This window comes from Streptomyces sp. NPDC026394 (assembly GCF_055567735.1).
The window spans coordinates 23,016-38,858 of the sequence record NZ_JBVHPX010000037.1 but is presented as its reverse complement, the minus strand read 5'-3'; the positions used below and the strand labels follow the sequence as shown (position 1 = coordinate 38,858).

Genomic DNA, 15,843 nt, shown 5'->3' with positions numbered 1-15,843 from the left:
GACGCACCGCTCCCCGTCGGCAGCCAGCACGCGGCTCTTTCCGCAGGCCGGCTCAGTCTCTGCGTCCGCAACACCGTCGGCCGGCGCGCCACCCAGCCACCAGCTCACCGATGTGTGCGTCAGCGGCCGCGGCGGGTGCGTGCGAGGACGAGCGGGGCCTCGCCCAGCGGAGCGTCCTCGACCCAGAACCGGTGCGCGGACAAGATGGCACGCAACGCCTGGTGCATGGCGGCCTGCTGGATGCCGCACAGCCCGGCGGGCAGGTGCCGGGCGGCCGCCGGGTCCTGCTGCCACTCCACTCGCAGGGCGCGGCGGTTGTAGGGCACCGGTGCCAGGCCCACCCCGGTCTCCTCCCCGTCCGCGGCCGCTTCGATGTTGTACGGCACAAGGCCGGCCAGCAGCACCACCTCCAGCACCGCCCGCGCCAGATCCTCCTGCTCCGTGGTGAGGCCTTCTCCCTCCAGTACAGCCCTGGCCGCGAAGTAGCGTGCCTGCTGCTGGTAGTCCCCGCCCCGCGGATCCATGCTGTCCTCCCGCTTCCCGTCCGGACTGTGCCCGGACCGGCCACCGCCTGGACGACGCTTCTGGCCCAAGGTGGCCGAACCGGAGGCCTGCCGCGGCCGGTTCCCGCAAGCGCGACTCAGCGTTCACAACGATTCCTCCGGCGGCAGAGGCAGCGTCCGCAGTACCGCCTCCGGGCGGCAGACCGCACACGTGGTGGCCACCTCCGGCCCCTGAGCGAGCAGTCGCAGGGCATCCGCGTCGGTGGTCAGGCTGCCGCCTTCGGACCCGGCGGCGCAGTCCAGGCGGTGCACCAGGCGGCGTCCCTCCCGCGTCTCGTCGACGCGCCAGCGGGTGCGCTTCTCGGGCGGCGGCGGATCAAGGGCGGTGTAGTCCTGGCCCTCAATGGGCTTGACGATCGGATACGGCGCACATCCACCGACGACGTACGGCTGCTGGATCGGACCGCGCGCCGTGTCCACCCGGCCGGGCAGCGTGAGCTCGTAGTCGTACCACCAGGTGCCGGACCGGTCACGGCGGCGCCGGGTGACCACCGCCCGGACCGTCTGCCCGTCCGGCAACGCCACCTCCACCAAGGGACCGTCACCCCAGTGGGCTGCCGCCGCGTCGTACTCCTGCACACCCTGACCCTAGGACGCCCGCCCAATCGCCGCGCACCCTGCCCTGCACGACCAGCGGGAGGATCAGACCGGCTCGTGCCTCGGGGAACCGAATGAGCCGACGGGCCTGGCCGACGGCGACCAATGTCAGCTTTGTCCCCGGACCCATACGGCCTGGAGCTGCTGTCGTCAGCAAACGGCGAACGCTGGCAGACCAGCGAGATCACTCGTGCGAGCGTCTGGGCACCTGTCGGTCCGCCGCATGGACGGCCTGTACCGATCGCCGCGCCGATGCGGCCCGTTCAGTGCCGTCCGTGCCCGAGGCGGCGCAGCAGGGCCTGCCGCTCGGCGTGCTCGCGTGCCAGGACAGCGTTCAGGATCCGGGTCGCGGTGGCAGCTGATCGCCGTGTGCACGATGCCGGCCAGGGCGGCGGGGCTGAGCGCTTCCGCCTGGGTGGCGTCAGTGGCCTTGACGGGGGCGGTGGGCAGGCTGAGTTCGGTGATCTGCGCTTTCGGTGCCGGCCAGGCGCTCGAAGGTCAGGGTGACGCCGGGGGCGTGTCGATGGCGGCGAAGGCGGTGAGGTCCTCGGCGAGCGCGGTGAACAAGTAGAGCTGATGTTCACCAGTTTCGGCGGCGCCTCCAGCGGTGGCTGTTCGGTTGTGTTTCCGAGATCCTTCCGGGGCTGAAGCATGGGCGCTCGGCGCTGGAATGCCTACGTCGAGCCGGCAGGCACGGCGTGGCGGAGCGCTGCCTCGGTCAGGGCATGGTCTTGATCCACTCGGTGATGACATCAACGTAGTGCTGGGCCATCGGTTCATGCATGGTGTGCGGGGCGTCAAGCGGGGTGAAGGTGACGGGCCGGCCGGTGGATTCGAGCAGGCGGCGGGCCTGGGCGGCCTGGATGTCGGTCATCGCTCCCATGAGCTGTCCGGTGTCGGGATCGGTCATGTGGAAGTGGTGGGTGAGCAGCACCGGGCTCTTGACCTGGGCGAGCAGGGTGGCATGGTCGACGCCGGCATTGGCGGTGTCGTCGGCCCACGCCTGGCCCCATTCGGGGTCGTACTCCTTCAGGTGCTGCACCGGGGTGGCAGACGCGCCGGCCCCGGGGTCGCCGTCGCCCATCATGAAGCCGATTCCCGGGTGCAGGAAGGCGGGCAGCTCGTCGGGGGCGGCCTTGACCATCCCGCTCCAGTCGCCGACCGACCATTGCAGGCCGAGCCACTTGGCCCACAGCTTGAAGATCGGGCCGAGGGTCTGCATCATGCCCGGCCCGTACGGCGGGGCCGCCTGGGAGGAGAACAGCGGCGGGTCCTCCAGGATCGCGCCGCGCACCAGGCCGGGCTTGCCGTAGGCGTCCACGTAGGCGGTGATGATGCCGCCGGAGGAGTTGCCGGCCACGATCGCGGGGCGCTGGATGACGAGGTCGATGAACCGCTCGACGTCCGCTCCCCAGGTGCCCAGGTTGTAGCGGCCGGGGGTCCAGGTGGTGCGGCCCTGGCCGCGCAGGTCGATCGCGAACACCTGGAACTGTGAGCTGAGCAGTGATCAGTCTGGTCGATGGCGTTGACCAGTACGCCGCAAGCGCCGGTGTGCACGAAGGGGGCGGTTCACGATGGCGGATACGCAGTCGTCGCAGGGACGGATCGAACGGCTGAGGGCGCTGCTGCACCGGCGAGTTGCTTCCGCTTCCCCGCTTCGGAGGAAGGCGAACGGGGCTCAGGCGGGCCGGCCGGCGGCGGCACCCCGGTGACGCCCCGGCCCGGCCCGCCTGGGCCCGGGGCTACTGACTTTCCTCACCGTTCCCGGCAGGGGGGTGCCGCCGCGAAGTGTGTGGCTCCTGCGAGGATTCGTGTTTGTCGGCGTAAACTTCGACAGACCAGTAGTAGGGCAGCCAGTGGTTGTTCGTGTTCCTGCGGTTCTTCACCCAGCCGCTGTAGGACGTATCGCCGCCTGGGAACCAGCCCTCTTTGGAGGGGGTCAGCTCCGTCGACGAGCCTTCCCATCCGGGCGTCGTGATGGTCAGAAAGAAGGGCTCTCCCTGCCCCTGGGCACTGAACGTACGCTCGGACCTGGCCCATTTCGTCATGTCGTCCCCGTACTCGACACTGAAGTGCTCACCGTCGAGGGTGCAGTCGAAGTTGTCCACGTAGTGCCAGATGAAGATCTGGTCCTGGTACGACAGACGCTTGACCATGAGTCTGGCGTCGTACGATCCGGGCATCGGGAAATGCCACCGCACCCGGTCGTAGGTGGTCTTCTCGCTCATCGTGGCGAGCTTGTGCGGATGCAGCTGCTTGAGGGTGTAGCCGATGATGGAGTACTCCTGCAGCTGCTTTTCTTTGGTGAAGTACTCCGCGATTTTTCCGTCGGTGAGCAGTTGGCCCACTGTGCTCGGATCGCCGCCGTGGCTCTCCACGGAGATCTCCGCCTCGCTGAGTACGCTCTTGTAGCGCTCCTTGACTGTTGTGTCCAGGCCTGCGAAGCCCTTGTAACTGGCCTCGACGGCGGCGTTCAGCTCGGTCTCGCTCGTACTGCTGGTCAGGAACGCCATCAGAACGCGCCCGTAGATGACCGAGGAGATGAGCAGCGGCGGCTTCTCCGGCCCCAGGAGGCCGTAGTCCTGCAGCTCGGTGAGCGCTTCCTCGGTGAAGGAGTCGTTGAAGAGGGAGTTGGCGTCGTCCCACACCGCCGTCACGGTGAAGGCGCGCTCGCGCAGGTACAGCGCGAGGCTGTTCATGCCCTCCTTCCTGCTGAACGTCGACTCGAGGTTCGCCGAGAAGTTTCCGTACTTCGCGGACAGCCCCAGCTCCAGGCACAGTTCCGCACTCGAGTAGGCGCTGGTCTGCCGGAAGACGATGTCGGGTGACTGGTTCGGCTTGCCGTTCACGGCCGCACGGATGGCCGCGAGCACCGTCGCCCCGTCCGGCTCCTCCACCGTCTTGATGTCCCCGGCCGAGAGGGCGTCGATGGCGAGTTTCAAAGGAGCGCGGTATTCGGCACGTACCCCCACCATCTCCAGACCGCCGTGGTCGATCAGCGCCTTCGCCGAGACGATCTCCCCCGGCCACAGGATGTCCGCATCCGGGTCGAACGTGATGATCTCACTGGGGGTCCGGGTGGAGGTGACCTTCTGCTTCTTGCCCTCGACGCCCTCGTGCTCGACCGGCTCTTCGGCGCCCTCGTTGCGGTCCCCGCTCTTGTCGTGCGGAGCCAGGTCATCCCACTTCTTCCAGGCGGCCAGCTTCGCGACCATGTCGACCTTGCCGTCCCGCGCCCCAGCCTCGGGCGGCCCGGAGCCGCGGCCGGTCTCCTGCTCGGTGCCCTCACGCGTCATGGCCTGTTTCCTCTCGTATCGAACGTGCCGGTGCTCCGGCGGGCTCGGGCCCGGCCGAGGGCGCGGGGCGCCGGCCCGTGGCCGGTGCACCACCGAGACCGGAGCGGGCGATCCAGGAACGTCGCATGGGCCCCGGCCCCTCGGGACACGCGCTCGCCCTTCCCAGTGGACCGTGAGCGGTGCTACCCCGCCCGCTGCGGTAGCCCGTACCGGTATCCGCCTGGCCCGGGTCCGCTGCCCGCCCAGGCCGCGCCCGGCGCGCCGCCCGCACCGGCCGCCTGCCGTCAGCGGCGCGCGGCCTGCTGATGCCCCACGCTCAGGCCCCCGCCGGCGCATGCTCCACGCCCAGGCTTCAGTCGCCCCCGGACCGGTACGGTCACGTGCAGGTTTTGGCGCCGAGCATCCCTTCCAGCGCGGTGCGCTCGGCGGTGGTGACGGTCAGGGTGTAGTGGCTCTTGACCCGCACCCAGGCCTTGGCGTAGGTGCACTGGTAGGTGGTGTGCGGCTTCCATGCTTCGGGGCCTTTGGCGCCCTTGGCGGTGTTGTCCTTCTTGTGCACCACCAGCAGCTGCGGTTCGACCATGTCGTTGGCGAAGGTGACGCGCTTTTGCTTCGTCCATTCCTTGGCGCCGGACTGCCAGGCGTTCTTCAGCGGCACGATGTGGTCCACATCGGCGTCCTTGGTGTAGCTGACCTTGGCGTCCGGGCCGCCGTAGGGGTTGCCCCAGCGGCCGGAGGTCACCTCGCACGGATTCTTCTTGTTGGTGTGTTTGATGTTCTTGCCGTAGTAGACGAGCGTCTTGTCGCGGGTGGTGCAGTTCTCCGGCGGCCAGGTCTTCCAGGCTGCGGTATCGGTCTCCTGGAACTTCTTGCGGTCGTAGTCGGGGACATTGGGCGCGTTGTTGTCGGTGGTGATCCCGGCCAGCAAGGCGTCGGCGGTCTTCTTCGTCGGCACGTTGCGCAGCGGCGGCCAGGACTCCGCCCGCGGCGTGGCGTCCGGTGCGAGACGGGCGGGGCGGGGCTGGGCCGCGGTCGGGGCGACCAGGACGGTGGACAAGGCGGTGGCGAGGGCGGCGGGCAGCAGGGCACGGCGAAGCGGCATGGCGTATCCCGAGGGGTCGCTGCGGGGTGGTGCGCCGAGGCAGGAGGGCTGGGTCTGGCGACCGTGGTCGTGGGTTACCAGTCGACGCATTTGAAGGCCATGCCAATCCAGGCTCCGGCGACGGCGCCGATGTTCCCGCCCTTCCACATCTGCTCCAGCGTCTGGCGCTTGGCGCCGTAGCTGCGGGCGAGCTGACGGTAGTTCTCGCAGGCCTTTTCCTTCTTGTCCGGGCGGGAGCCGAGCTGGGGGTAGGTGCCGCTGTCGTGGGGCTCGTTGACGACCATGCCGATCACGGGGTCCATGCCCTTGCCGATGGTGTCGGAGTTCCAGAGCTTCTTGCGGTCGTTGGTGGAGACCTTCCTGCCGTCGTCGTCGATCAGTCCGACGCGCAGTTTGGGGCCGTCCGGAGTGCCGTGACCGCCCTTGTACTTCCAGGTGATCAGCTCGACGGTGTACTTGTTCTTCTGGTACATCCAGTTATCGAAGTCCAGGCTGGCGAAGTACGTCAGGCTGCCGTCCTTGGCGTAGTAATTGACGCCGCCGCCGATTCCGCCGCCGCTCTTATTGACCAGCTGGACGCGGCCGCTGGCGCCCGCAGCGATCGACTTGGGCGGCACACCGTAGGGGAACTGGCCGTCGACGCCGTTGCCCTCCGACCACGACGGAGTGTCCCCGACGATGTGGCTCTTGGACAGATGCAGCGTGTGGCCGGTGTTGTTGTAGATGACCACCGTGGTCGTCGGGGTGAGGGCCAGCCCGGAGGTGATGCCGCCGGCCTGCAGCAGCGGCGTGAAGCTGTAGGCGCGGCCCCAGGCCGACTGCGGCGGATGCACCGGCGGCTTCGGCCGCGCCACCGATCGCTCCCCGGCAGCCGCCGCGCCGGGCACCATGACGGCCGGGGCCAGCACCGCCCCCGCCGCCAGCACAGCGGTCAGCCATCTCCCCCGTCGTCCAAGCCGGTGCTGGGGACCGGTATTGATGCGCATCGTCCTCACTCCTTCGCCCGGCCACACGCCGCGGCACCGCAGGAAGAATCCCGCGCCCCGCTCCCCCCGACGCCCACCCGCCCCCGAATCGACTCGAACAGCCGAACGGCACGCGCATGCCAGCCGGTGAACTGCCCCTTGCCCGCGGCCCCAGGCCGGTCGTACGCCTCCAGTTCCGCCTGAGGCGTCGCGGCCCGGATCTGCAGGACCGCTTCGGTGGCGACCGGGCGAGGCCGGCGAAGGCGCAGACGGCCAGCGCGTCCGTGGACATCAGGAACCGGCGCCCGGGCGGGCGCGGTGGTCCGGGGCCCGGCAGTCCGGCGGGCTTCCTTCCTCTGCGCCTCGTACAGGTGGTCACGGCCGTGCGCGTCGTCCAGGACGCGGCATCCGAAAACCGCGAACGGTTCGTCGTAGATGCGGTTTCAGGCCTCGCCGATCGGCTCCGGGATCACCACGTCAGTCGGTCGCCTGCTGGGCGCCCGCGGCGGCGTTCCTCTCCGGAACGTGAGAGCCGCTCCGAGGTGGCCGGTGTCCCGAACAACGCCTGGACGGTTCCGGCGGCCTGGTCGCGCAGCCAGGCGTGGGCGCGGTCGTTGTCGTACCGCTGATGCCACACCAGGTAGAGAGGGATGGCGGGCATCGCTACCGGCAGCGGCAGAGTGAGCAGGCCGAGTTCGTCCCGGGCGGCACGCGTCACCGCGTGCGGTACCGAGACCACCAGGTCGGTGTGCAGGGCGAGTCGGAGCGCAGTGGCGGTGTTCAGACCGGCGACGACGACCCTGCGTTCGAGGCCGAGCCCGGCGAGGGTGTCGTCGATCGGGTCGCGCAGGCGTCCGCGCCGCGAGACGGTGACGTGCTCGGCAGCCGCGTAACGTTCGGCGCTCAGCCGGCCTTCGATGAGCGGGTGCCCCGGGCGGACAACGACGGCCAACTCGTCCTCGCCGACCAAGCGGTAGCTGATGTCGGGCAGCGTCGGCCGGGTGGAACTGGATTCGAGGTCGACCTCGCCACGGCGCAGTTCCGGGCTGTCTGCCCCAGGTTCGGCCGGAAGACGCAGCTGGACGCCGGGGGCCTGACGGTGGACGGCGGCGATCAGGGCCGGACCGCAGGCCGCTGTGAGGGCGTCGTGCCAGCGCACCGTGAACACCCGCTCCAGCGTGGCCAGGTCCAGGTCCTGCTCCGGGGACAGCAGGCGCTGGGCCTGCTGCACGACGTCGTGGACCTGTGCCCGGATCGCCAAGGCGTGTGCGGTGGGAACCATGTGGCGGCCCGTACGGACCAGGATCTGGTCGCCGGTGGCCTTGCGGATGCGGCCCAGTGAGCGGCTCATCGCCGGCGCGGTGACATTCAGGCGGGCCGCCGCGCCCTGGACGCTCCCCTCCTCGAGGAGCGCGTCCAGGGCTGTGAGCAGGTTCAAATCCAGTTGCATGGCAGTAACTCTACAAATGAAAAGCATGCACTTGCTGTTAATGGGTGGGCTGCCTACCGTCAGCATGCGAAGGCGGGCGATCCGCCGCTTCGACCGACCTAAGGGAGCCGACCATGCCCACAGCCATGCCTTTTGCCGCCGACACCACGCTCATGAGAGACGTGAGTGCCGTGGTGGCAGCCGCGGGCACGACTCTGCGCGACCGCTTCACCTCGCACGCCCGAGGCGTGAGCCTGGCCGAGGTCGTGGACGAGATCCACGCCAACGACGACGCCGTCCTGGACGTACTGCGTGAACCGCTGCTGCGGGCCCGGATTGGATCAAGTTGGGCCGAGGACGAGCTGGCCGGCGGCGCGCTCCCGCCCGGGGAGTGGTGGGTCGCCGATCCCGCCGAGGGCAACATCAACCACGTCCACGGCATGTCGGACTGGGCGGTCACTGCCACCCTGGTCCGCGACAACCGGCCCGTCCTCACCGTCGTTCACCTGCCGCTGACCGGCGACACCTACACCGCGACCGCAGGCGGCGGCGCGCACCTCAACGGCCGGCGCCTGAAGGTGTCCGCCAAGACCGGCCTGGGCGCCGCGCTGACCGGCACCGGCCAGGCGAAGCCCGGCGAGGACGAGCGCACGTTGCGCCGGATCGGCGACTCGGTCACCGCCATGCTGCTGGGCGGCCTCGTCGTGCGTGTCTCGGTCCCCGCCACGTTGCAGCTCATCCACGTCGCCGCCGGCCGCATGGACGCGTTCTGGCAGTTCTCCGACGTCCGTTCCGGGCTCGTCGCCGGGGCCCTGCTGGTCTCCGAGGCCGGGGGCGTCGTCACCGACCTGGCGGGCGGCCCCTGGAGCGTGGCCGGCAGCAGCTTCCTGGCCGCCGCCCCCGGCGTTCACGCCCCCGCCTTGAAGATCCTCTCCGCGATCGCCTGACCTCCCCGCTCGTTCATCCCGGCACCGAATACCTCAAGGAGCATCAGCATGACCACGATCGGCATCCTCGGTACCGGCCGCGTCGGCGGCGGCCTCGCCCGCAAGCTCGCCGCGACCGGCCACCACGTGACCCTCGGCTACCGGCGCCCAGAGGCACAGAGCGCCGCCCGCACGGCCGGACTCGATCCTCGCATCCGGTTTGCCGACCAGCGTGTCACCGCCCGAACCGCGGACATCGTGATCAACGCGACGCCCGGCGACACCAGCCTCGAACGCCTTGCGAGCCTGCGCGCCGAGCTCGCCGGAAAGATCCTCGTCGATGTCTCCAACGCGACCCGGCACGGCGACGACGGCCTGCCCGGCGACCTGTGCTACCCCGGTGGCAGCCTCGCCGAAGAACTCCAGGCCGCCCTGCCGCACACGCGCGTGGTCAAGACCCTCAACACCATGCTGTTCATGGTCATGACCGCTCCCGGGTCCTTGTCCACCGCGCCGACCGCCTACGTGTCCGGCGACGACGAAGACGCGAAGAAGACCGTCACCGACCTGCTCGGTGACCTGGGCTGGCAGCCCGCATGGATCGAAGACCTCGGTGGCATCACCACCGCCCGTGCCACCGAGGCCATGACGCTTCTGGTCCCCCACATCCTGCGCAAGCACGGTTTCCAGCCCTTCGCCCTCTCCCTCACCCGCTGACCTCGCGCGAAGCGGACTCGCTCTTTCGGATACCGGCCCTGCACGCGGACGTACCGGATCCGGGCGCGGGCCGGACGGCAATGTCCAGCACGTTCTGACCGCCATCGCGGTCGGCATCGTGCAGACCAACGTGCAGCGCGCACCGGCGCCGGACCACTGCCCCGGGCACCTACCGCCCTTCAGAGCCTCATTTACCGGCAGGGCACCCCACGGTCACGAGCGTGGCGAACCGCTGGAGGTTGCCCCGGCTCCCGGATTCGATCACGGGCTTCCCCGTCTTCGTCCTGAGAGGCCCGGCTACCAGTACAGTCCCGTGATCTGGTGTTGGACAAGAGTGCCGGTGATCGTCACAGCGGCCGAGCGGCCAGCCCTGCCGGACAGAGGGAAGAAACCAGCGCGGAATGCTGCCCGCCGCCCGGCATTACGTCCATCCTTCACCGGCGTGACGGCGCACAACAAGGGCGTTCCGCATGCGCACGCCTGCGGCGACCGGCATCGGGGGCTACCCGGCGAGTGCTTCGGCCAGCGTGGCGGCAGGGTGGAAGAGACTGCGGGTGCGGGTGCTCCTCATGAGGCTGAGGATGCGCGCGTCGCCGCACACCACCTCCATGCGGCCGCGGCCCAGCACCGACCGGTGGTGGGCGTCCAGCAGGACCTCCAGTCCCGAGCAGTCGAAGAAGGTCACCGGGCGCAGGTCGACGAGCAGGACGGCGCCGGGCTCCGTGAGGTGCTGAAGATGGGCGCGGACGGCGGGAGCGGTCCACATGTCGATCTCTCCGTGAAGTTCGATCACGGTGGCCTGCTTCAGCCGGTAAATGCGGACCGTCGAGCAGTCATCAAGACGGCCGGGCGGGTGGGACACGGGCGGCCTCCCGGAGCCGTGGTGCCAGCATTTTCCTATGCCTGCGGGCTGGAACAGGAGCTGATGCCCGTCTCCACCCTAGGGCGCTGGCTTCGACGGCAGCCGTGCGCAAACGATTCGCGCTTTCGCGCTGTCCTTCGTGGGAGTGAATCCAAGCCGTTCGCCTTGACCGGCGGGACCCCCTCTTCCCCGGCCCACCGGAACACATCTGACGCCCGGCTCACGTCCGCAGCCGTCAGCCAAGCTGCAGCGGCCCTCTCGGCGCAGCACGGTCATCTGCCTCTTCACCTGCGGCGACACGGCAAAGCTGGCGGGTGAGCCGGTAGTTCACGTCAAGCAGGCGATGACTCTCCGCGATCGCCGCGCGACTTCGCCGCACCAGCGCCCGCGCTGCCTCACGCGCACTCTCCGCGTTCCTCTGCAGCAGCCGTCGCTCCACGACGACCGGGTTCCCGCCAGCAGCGCCGTCATGTCGCCGCCCCAGTCTCACCGGACCAAGTCTGTCGGCCGCGGGGCGTACAGCGCCCGGCCGCCGGCGCCGAACCGTCCGATCTCCGTGATCAGCGCGGCGCCCGTGGCGATCTCGTCCGGCGTCCAGCCGGTGATGTCGAGCAGCAGGCCGTCCAGCGGGCCGCCCACCAGTTCCGCGTACGTCCGGCCCGGCTGCGGGCCGGGGTGCGGGTCGTCGAAGTCCGTGCCGTAGACCCGGCCCCGCAGCAGCTCCTCAGCCCTGTCCATACCGGCCAGACTCCCAGCACCCACCGACAACACGGGCAGCCTTCGCCCGGTCAACACATGGTGGACTGGCCCGCCGCCTTCGGGCGGCCGCCCCGGTCAGCGGATGAACACCTGCGAGTAGCGGGCGCGTGGTCGGGCGGAGAGACAGGGGGCTAATGAGGCCAGCATTAGAAATGCGTTAGGTCGACAGGACAGAGTGATGGACGTCCACACCCGTCGGGTGACTGCCGCTGAAGCACAGAAAGATCCCTCATGCTCCCAATACCCACCGTTCGCCTCGTCGGCAGGCAACTTGGCGTACTGCTCATTGCCCTGTTCGCCGCATTCGGATTGCTCAGCAGCAACGCCACGCCAGCCCACGCGGACACCATCAACAGGTGGACCATCCTTGACTGGGACATCACGGCCCTAAACGGCAACAATGACGACGCAGCCGCGCGAAGCTATAACGAATTCATCAACCAGCTTTACCGCACCGTCGGGCACCAGCTCAACACTAGCCGCGACCCGCGCTTGTGGGTAGCGGAGAGCCACCAGAACCGATTCGTCGAGGTCAGGATCTGGAACAGGTCCCAGAATCACATTAACCTGTTCTTCGAGACGGACAACCTGTATTTCGTAGGGTTCCAAAGGAACGGCGAGAGGTTCCGTTTCAACAACGCCCCGGCGGCACTGCAGGGGGAGATGCGTCGCCAGTACAGGGACAACTCAATTCGTTTCACAGACATTGGTTACGACTCGAACTACAACCACCTGGACAGTCGACAGAGGCGGGGAAACGAGTCCTACAACCGCGGTGCGGTGCACAGGCACTTGATGTCGCTGAGGGACTTTTCTCGGGCGAACGCAGACAGCTACCGTCTGCCGTTCGCTTACATCATCGGCCTCACCTCTGAAGCCGCGCGCATGGAATGGATCCAGGCTCGCATCAGCCAGACCATTCACAGCGGAGGCGTCATGGACGACCAGCACCACTGGGTCGACACGCTCGGCGGCTTCGGTATGGACCTGGAACTGGAGTGGGCGCATCTGTCCAACCTCGTCCGCCGCAACGTCGTAGACAACCAACCCGGTACGCCGGTCACGATCAACGGGCGGGTCTACCAGGACGTACAGAATATTCTCAACGGAAACCTCGCTGAGAACAGGCCGGCCATCGGCCGCTTCCTCGCCCTGCCCGGCGCTTCCCGCTGATTTTGCCGTCTCCTGCTCGGAGGCCCGCGCGGGGGCACCGACGTAGGAGCCCCACCAACCAAGTTGGTGGGGCTTCGTCGTGTCGCACTCATACCCCACACACCGCGGGGCGGGCGGAAGGACTGCCGGGCACCGCACCCGTATGAGGGCTTGGTGGCCCAAGGTGGTGCCCAGATGTACCTCCGGCCGCCCACCGGCCCGACCCGCCCTACGGGTTCGGGAACATGATCTCCTCCCGGTACAGGTCGCCGGTCGTCAGGCACCGGTACAGGTCGTTGCAGAGCTTGTTCCCGACATGGCGCAGTGCGGCCGCATAGCCGTCAACGCGGTTTCGGCGCGTTTCGTACAGCGCGCGGCAGCCCGGGGAGCGGGTGAGCGCCGCGAACGCCCATTGGCGAGTAGTCCGCTTCAAACAGCGGTTGCAGACCTTGCGGTGAACGACGGTGTGGCTAGTGCCCGAGGACCAAGTGAGCGGCGCTGTGCCGACGTACGCGCGAAGGCTCCGAGCTGCGGCGAAACCGCCTCCGGACGGCAGATCGCGCACGTGGCGGCCGCCTCCGGCCCCGGCCAGCAGCCCGGCTCTCAGGGGACGTCGCCGCCCCAGTCCCACCGGCCCGCATCTTCCGGCCGGGGCTCGTACAGCGCCCGCCCGCCGGCGCCGAACTGCCCGATCTCCGTCATCAGCGCGGCGCCCGTGGCGATCTCGTCCGGTGTCCAGCTGGTGATGTCGAGCAGCAGGCCGTCCAGCGGCCCGCCGACCAGTTCCGCGTACGTACGGCCCGGCTGCGGGCCGGGGTGCGGGTCGTCGAAGTCCGTGCCGTAGACCCGGCCGCGCAGCAGCTCCTCATCCCTGTCCCTGTCCATACGGCCAGGTTCCCAGCAGCCACCGACAACGCGGGCGGCCTTCCCCGGGGCGGCGGACGGACGATGGTGGTCCGGCTCGTCGGCCCCGGGCGGCCGGTCCGGTCAGCGGCTGAACGCCTGCGGGTAGCGGGTGCGCCGGCGGTAGTCGTCGTCGACGGCGAGCTCGTACCACGGTTCGCCGCGCTTCAGGCGCGGCAGCGTGGTGGCCAGCACCGCGATGGTGATGCCGTCGACGTCGCGGGCAAGGGCTTCCAGGCGCCGTTGGAGGCGGTGTTCGGGCAGGCCGGTCAGGACGACGTGCAGGGTCGGGAAGAGGCGGCTGCGGGTGTAGCGGTGGCGGGCCCAGAAGTCGTACGTGCGGCCGATGGTGCCGCGCGCGCCTTCCCAGACGCGGTGGCCGGCGTAGCGCTCGTAGTCCCAGACCTCCTTCGCCAGGCGGGCGCGGGTCATGGTGCCGTTGTCGACCTCGAACAAGCTCGCCTCGCTGGTGGCGGTGGGCAGGGTGAGGACGGCGTCGGTGCTGAAGCTCAGGCCGATGGTTTTGATGGCGTGGTTGACTTCCACCTGCCAGCCGGTCAGATGGTGGCGGCCGCCGTAGGCGAGGATCGTCTCGGTCACCGCGATGCCGTGCGGCCCGAAACCGGCCCGGATGCCCCTGGCACCGGTACCGGCCCGCGGGCGTGACGGCAGTTCATTGCCTTCAGCTAGAGCCTTCAACCCCGACGGTGTCAGATTCCAGATCCGATCCCGACCAGACTTACCGTTCGTCTCTGCCAAGCCCTGAACCTTCAGCTGCTGCATCGCCCTGCGTACGTACGACCGGCCGTCCGAACCTTCCGCTGTGATGAGCTGAGCCATCTGCCGGACCGTCGCCATCCGCACGCACCCCAGCATCCGCAGAGCATCCGCACGGACCCGGGAAGCAGTAGAAGTAGAGCTTGTCCCGGTCGCTGACGCTTCAGGGACAAGGAGAGAGGTGTCGGCCCGCCGGGATACGGCCGGATCAGGGGTGTGGCCTGCGGTTTCCTGCGTGGCCGCCGCCGCGTTCGCGGCACTGGTCACGACACTGGCCTGCCGGCCGTCGGCAAGGGGGCGCACGTCGGCCGCCGCCGTCGTCCGGGCGTGGTGGTGGTACGTCATCGCGGGTGACCTCCAGCGATCGTGCGGGCTCCGGGCAGAACCCGCGCTTTGACCTATAGGGGTCCGGTCGAGCGCCCCCGTGTGACCGGACGCCGCGCGATCTTCAGCAAAGGCCCACCGACAACCCGCCGATTCCTCCCGCGCGCACGGGCTGACAGCCGACGCGCATCTCGTGCCCTGACCGCGCCCCGCCCCAGCAGACGCGCGCACCCGGCAAGGCCTGGCGCGCCCGGTGCGCGCACGCGCCGCGCATCAGGCGCGTGCGCGCACCGGGTGGCGCGCCTTCGCAGGGTGCGGCGCGCTCGCCGAGGCGCGCCGCGCGCACCAGCCGAGCCTGATCACCTCGAGCGCGCCGCACCGCACCTCACCCGCGCCGTATCACAGCCCCCCTTGCCGACACCCTTGCCGAAACCGGGGAACGCTCCGGATCCCGCGGCCCGGTCGGCAACCACCCCTTGCCGAAAATGCAGCGCTCCTTCGTACCCCCTTGCCGAACCGGGCAGGAGCGGCGCGCGCCCCCTTGCCGAACGCGCATCCGTCGCAGAACGCGGTGCGCGCCGCGCGCGAGAGAAGCAATGCGCGCAGCCTCCGGAGCCGGTGCACGCTTGCGGCCGAAGGCGCGCGCCCGGTCTGTCCGTGCTCACGCGCATCATGGAAGGCGTGAGTGAGCAGATCGAGGAACCCGAGCAGGTCCCACCGTGGCGGCCCGAGAACGGGCCCCAGCCGCGGGTGCGGTGCTGGCCAGCCGGTGACCGGCCAGCCCTGTACGTCTACGACGGCGGCAGGTGGAAGTACGCCCCGGTGATGGCGCGCCTGGACCACGCCGACGGCCGCACCGAGTACCAGGTCACCCTCCAGACCGACCCCGACCGGGGCACCGTGCACCGGGCGTACTGGTGGCCCCAGCCCGGCCTGCGCCGAGCCCACGGCAGCCACGCCGAGCCCACCGACCGCGAAACCCGCCCCCGGCCCGCGGGCTGAGTGACCGGCGCCCGCACAGCGGACCGGTGGCCGCTGGGCCCCTTTCGGACCGGTCCGCGCGAACACCGCCGCCGGGCTGCTCCCCATCGCTACGCTCCGCCGGTATCTCGGCAGCTGGACGGAGTACCTGGCGTTCGTCGATCAGTGGCTGGCCGAGGGCCCCCGCGTACCGCAGCGCCGCCACCTGCAGTGGCACGCCGCCCTGCAGTGCCTGGCCGCAGGCGACCTGGACGGCGCCCGCTGCCGGGCCGACACCGAACTCGCCCCCGAAGACGTCGGTGCGCGCTCCGCGGTCAACTGGCGTCTGCTGCTGGCCGGACAGGCCCCGGCCCGGCTCGTCGAAGCCGACCACACCCGCGCCCTGCTGGCCGAACCCGGCGGGACGGCCAGCATCTTCCACACCTTCCAGCTCGCCCTGGCCCTGACCACCGTCGGCGACACCCCCACCCTCGAAAGCCTCGCCCGCACT

Annotated in this window: 16 protein-coding genes; 4 read left to right on the top strand and 12 right to left on the bottom strand. The window is 69.6% G+C overall.

Going from position 1 to position 15,843, the window contains the following annotated elements:
* Nucleotides 1-119 precede the first annotated feature (119 nt).
* The 7 genes from ACZ4QV_RS40355 to ACZ4QV_RS40325 form a co-directional block, all read right to left on the bottom strand.
* On the bottom strand, nucleotides 120-524 hold the full coding sequence (locus tag ACZ4QV_RS40355; RefSeq protein ID WP_467764321.1) for a hypothetical protein: 405 nt from the start codon (nucleotides 522-524) through the stop codon (nucleotides 120-122).
* Between the two features lie 123 nt (nucleotides 525-647).
* The gene (locus ACZ4QV_RS40350; protein ID WP_467764320.1) at nucleotides 648-1,142 is read right to left on the bottom strand and encodes a DUF6233 domain-containing protein; all 495 of its coding nucleotides are present in this window, start codon (nucleotides 1,140-1,142) and stop codon (nucleotides 648-650) included.
* A gap of 736 nt (nucleotides 1,143-1,878) precedes the next feature.
* Nucleotides 1,879-2,664 (bottom strand): alpha/beta hydrolase, encoded by a 786-nt coding sequence (locus ACZ4QV_RS40345; RefSeq protein WP_467764339.1) that lies wholly within the window; start codon nucleotides 2,662-2,664, stop codon nucleotides 1,879-1,881.
* A 238-nt stretch (nucleotides 2,665-2,902) separates the two neighbouring features.
* Entirely contained in the window at nucleotides 2,903-4,456 is a 1,554-nt protein-coding gene (locus ACZ4QV_RS40340; RefSeq protein ID WP_467764319.1) for a thiol-activated cytolysin family protein, read from the bottom strand.
* 376 nt (nucleotides 4,457-4,832) lie between these two features.
* Entirely contained in the window at nucleotides 4,833-5,558 is a 726-nt protein-coding gene (locus ACZ4QV_RS40335) for an HNH endonuclease family protein (RefSeq protein ID WP_467764318.1), read from the bottom strand.
* Nucleotides 5,559-5,632: 74 nt separating this feature from the next.
* Nucleotides 5,633-6,544, bottom strand: coding sequence for a hypothetical protein (locus ACZ4QV_RS40330; RefSeq protein WP_467764317.1), 912 nt, complete (start codon nucleotides 6,542-6,544; stop codon nucleotides 5,633-5,635).
* Nucleotides 6,545-6,992: 448 nt separating this feature from the next.
* Nucleotides 6,993-7,973 carry a LysR family transcriptional regulator gene (locus ACZ4QV_RS40325; protein WP_467764316.1) on the bottom strand — a complete coding sequence of 327 codons (981 nt, stop codon included), beginning with the start codon at nucleotides 7,971-7,973 and terminating at the stop codon, nucleotides 6,993-6,995.
* Between the two features lie 113 nt (nucleotides 7,974-8,086).
* Between ACZ4QV_RS40325 and ACZ4QV_RS40320 the strand changes: the two genes are divergently transcribed.
* A complete protein-coding gene (locus tag ACZ4QV_RS40320; RefSeq protein WP_467764315.1) occupies nucleotides 8,087-8,899 on the top strand; it encodes an inositol monophosphatase family protein in 813 nt (270 codons plus the stop codon).
* Between the two features lie 48 nt (nucleotides 8,900-8,947).
* Nucleotides 8,948-9,595, top strand: coding sequence for an NADPH-dependent F420 reductase (locus ACZ4QV_RS40315; RefSeq protein WP_467764314.1), 648 nt, complete (start codon nucleotides 8,948-8,950; stop codon nucleotides 9,593-9,595).
* 502 nt (nucleotides 9,596-10,097) lie between these two features.
* Here ACZ4QV_RS40315 and ACZ4QV_RS40310 read toward each other — a convergent pair.
* Together ACZ4QV_RS40310 and ACZ4QV_RS40305 are read right to left on the bottom strand one after the other, a co-directional pair.
* Complete coding sequence (locus tag ACZ4QV_RS40310) at nucleotides 10,098-10,457, bottom strand: STAS domain-containing protein (RefSeq protein ID WP_467764313.1); 360 nt, start codon at nucleotides 10,455-10,457, stop codon at nucleotides 10,098-10,100.
* A 486-nt stretch (nucleotides 10,458-10,943) separates the two neighbouring features.
* Complete coding sequence (locus tag ACZ4QV_RS40305) at nucleotides 10,944-11,195, bottom strand: hypothetical protein (RefSeq protein ID WP_467764312.1); 252 nt, start codon at nucleotides 11,193-11,195, stop codon at nucleotides 10,944-10,946.
* A 252-nt stretch (nucleotides 11,196-11,447) separates the two neighbouring features.
* On the opposite strand from ACZ4QV_RS40305, the gene ACZ4QV_RS40300 reads away from it, so the two are divergent.
* Nucleotides 11,448-12,389 carry a ribosome-inactivating family protein gene (locus ACZ4QV_RS40300; RefSeq protein WP_467764311.1) on the top strand — a complete coding sequence of 314 codons (942 nt, stop codon included), beginning with the start codon at nucleotides 11,448-11,450 and terminating at the stop codon, nucleotides 12,387-12,389.
* A 208-nt stretch (nucleotides 12,390-12,597) separates the two neighbouring features.
* Here ACZ4QV_RS40300 and ACZ4QV_RS40295 read toward each other — a convergent pair whose 3' ends face one another.
* The 3 genes from ACZ4QV_RS40295 to ACZ4QV_RS40285 all read right to left on the bottom strand — a co-directional run bounded on the left by ACZ4QV_RS40295 (nucleotide 12,598) and on the right by ACZ4QV_RS40285 (nucleotide 14,111).
* On the bottom strand, nucleotides 12,598-12,933 hold the full coding sequence (locus tag ACZ4QV_RS40295) for a transposase (protein WP_467764310.1): 336 nt from the start codon (nucleotides 12,931-12,933) through the stop codon (nucleotides 12,598-12,600).
* Between the two features lie 38 nt (nucleotides 12,934-12,971).
* Complete coding sequence (locus ACZ4QV_RS40290) at nucleotides 12,972-13,253, bottom strand: hypothetical protein (RefSeq protein WP_467764309.1); 282 nt, start codon at nucleotides 13,251-13,253, stop codon at nucleotides 12,972-12,974.
* A 102-nt stretch (nucleotides 13,254-13,355) separates the two neighbouring features.
* On the bottom strand, nucleotides 13,356-14,111 hold the full coding sequence (locus ACZ4QV_RS40285; protein ID WP_467764308.1) for a replication-relaxation family protein: 756 nt from the start codon (nucleotides 14,109-14,111) through the stop codon (nucleotides 13,356-13,358).
* Between the two features lie 942 nt (nucleotides 14,112-15,053).
* Here ACZ4QV_RS40285 and ACZ4QV_RS40280 point away from each other — a divergent pair.
* The gene (locus tag ACZ4QV_RS40280; RefSeq protein ID WP_361879921.1) at nucleotides 15,054-15,374 is read left to right on the top strand and encodes a hypothetical protein; all 321 of its coding nucleotides are present in this window, start codon (nucleotides 15,054-15,056) and stop codon (nucleotides 15,372-15,374) included.
* Nucleotides 15,375-15,843: the final 469 nt, after the last annotated feature.

What these genes read in the sequence shown, in the direction of transcription:
- ACZ4QV_RS40315 (WP_467764314.1), top strand. Translation starts at nt 8,948, where the DNA reads ATGACCACGATCGGCATCCTCGGTACCGGCCGCGTCGGCGGCGGCCTC.
- ACZ4QV_RS40290 (WP_467764309.1), bottom strand. Translation starts at nt 13,253, where the DNA reads ATGGACAGGGACAGGGATGAGGAGCTGCTGCGCGGCCGGGTCTACGGC.
- ACZ4QV_RS40320 (WP_467764315.1), top strand. Translation starts at nt 8,087, where the DNA reads ATGCCCACAGCCATGCCTTTTGCCGCCGACACCACGCTCATGAGAGAC.
- ACZ4QV_RS40300 (WP_467764311.1), top strand. Translation starts at nt 11,448, where the DNA reads ATGCTCCCAATACCCACCGTTCGCCTCGTCGGCAGGCAACTTGGCGTA.
- ACZ4QV_RS40285 (WP_467764308.1), bottom strand. Translation starts at nt 14,111, where the DNA reads ATGGCTCAGCTCATCACAGCGGAAGGTTCGGACGGCCGGTCGTACGTA.
- ACZ4QV_RS40305 (WP_467764312.1), bottom strand. Translation starts at nt 11,195, where the DNA reads ATGGACAGGGCTGAGGAGCTGCTGCGGGGCCGGGTCTACGGCACGGAC.
- ACZ4QV_RS40325 (WP_467764316.1), bottom strand. Translation starts at nt 7,973, where the DNA reads ATGCAACTGGATTTGAACCTGCTCACAGCCCTGGACGCGCTCCTCGAG.
- ACZ4QV_RS40335 (WP_467764318.1), bottom strand. Translation starts at nt 5,558, where the DNA reads ATGCCGCTTCGCCGTGCCCTGCTGCCCGCCGCCCTCGCCACCGCCTTG.
- ACZ4QV_RS40355 (WP_467764321.1), bottom strand. Translation starts at nt 524, where the DNA reads ATGGATCCGCGGGGCGGGGACTACCAGCAGCAGGCACGCTACTTCGCG.
- ACZ4QV_RS40340 (WP_467764319.1), bottom strand. Translation starts at nt 4,456, where the DNA reads ATGACGCGTGAGGGCACCGAGCAGGAGACCGGCCGCGGCTCCGGGCCG.
- ACZ4QV_RS40330 (WP_467764317.1), bottom strand. Translation starts at nt 6,544, where the DNA reads ATGCGCATCAATACCGGTCCCCAGCACCGGCTTGGACGACGGGGGAGA.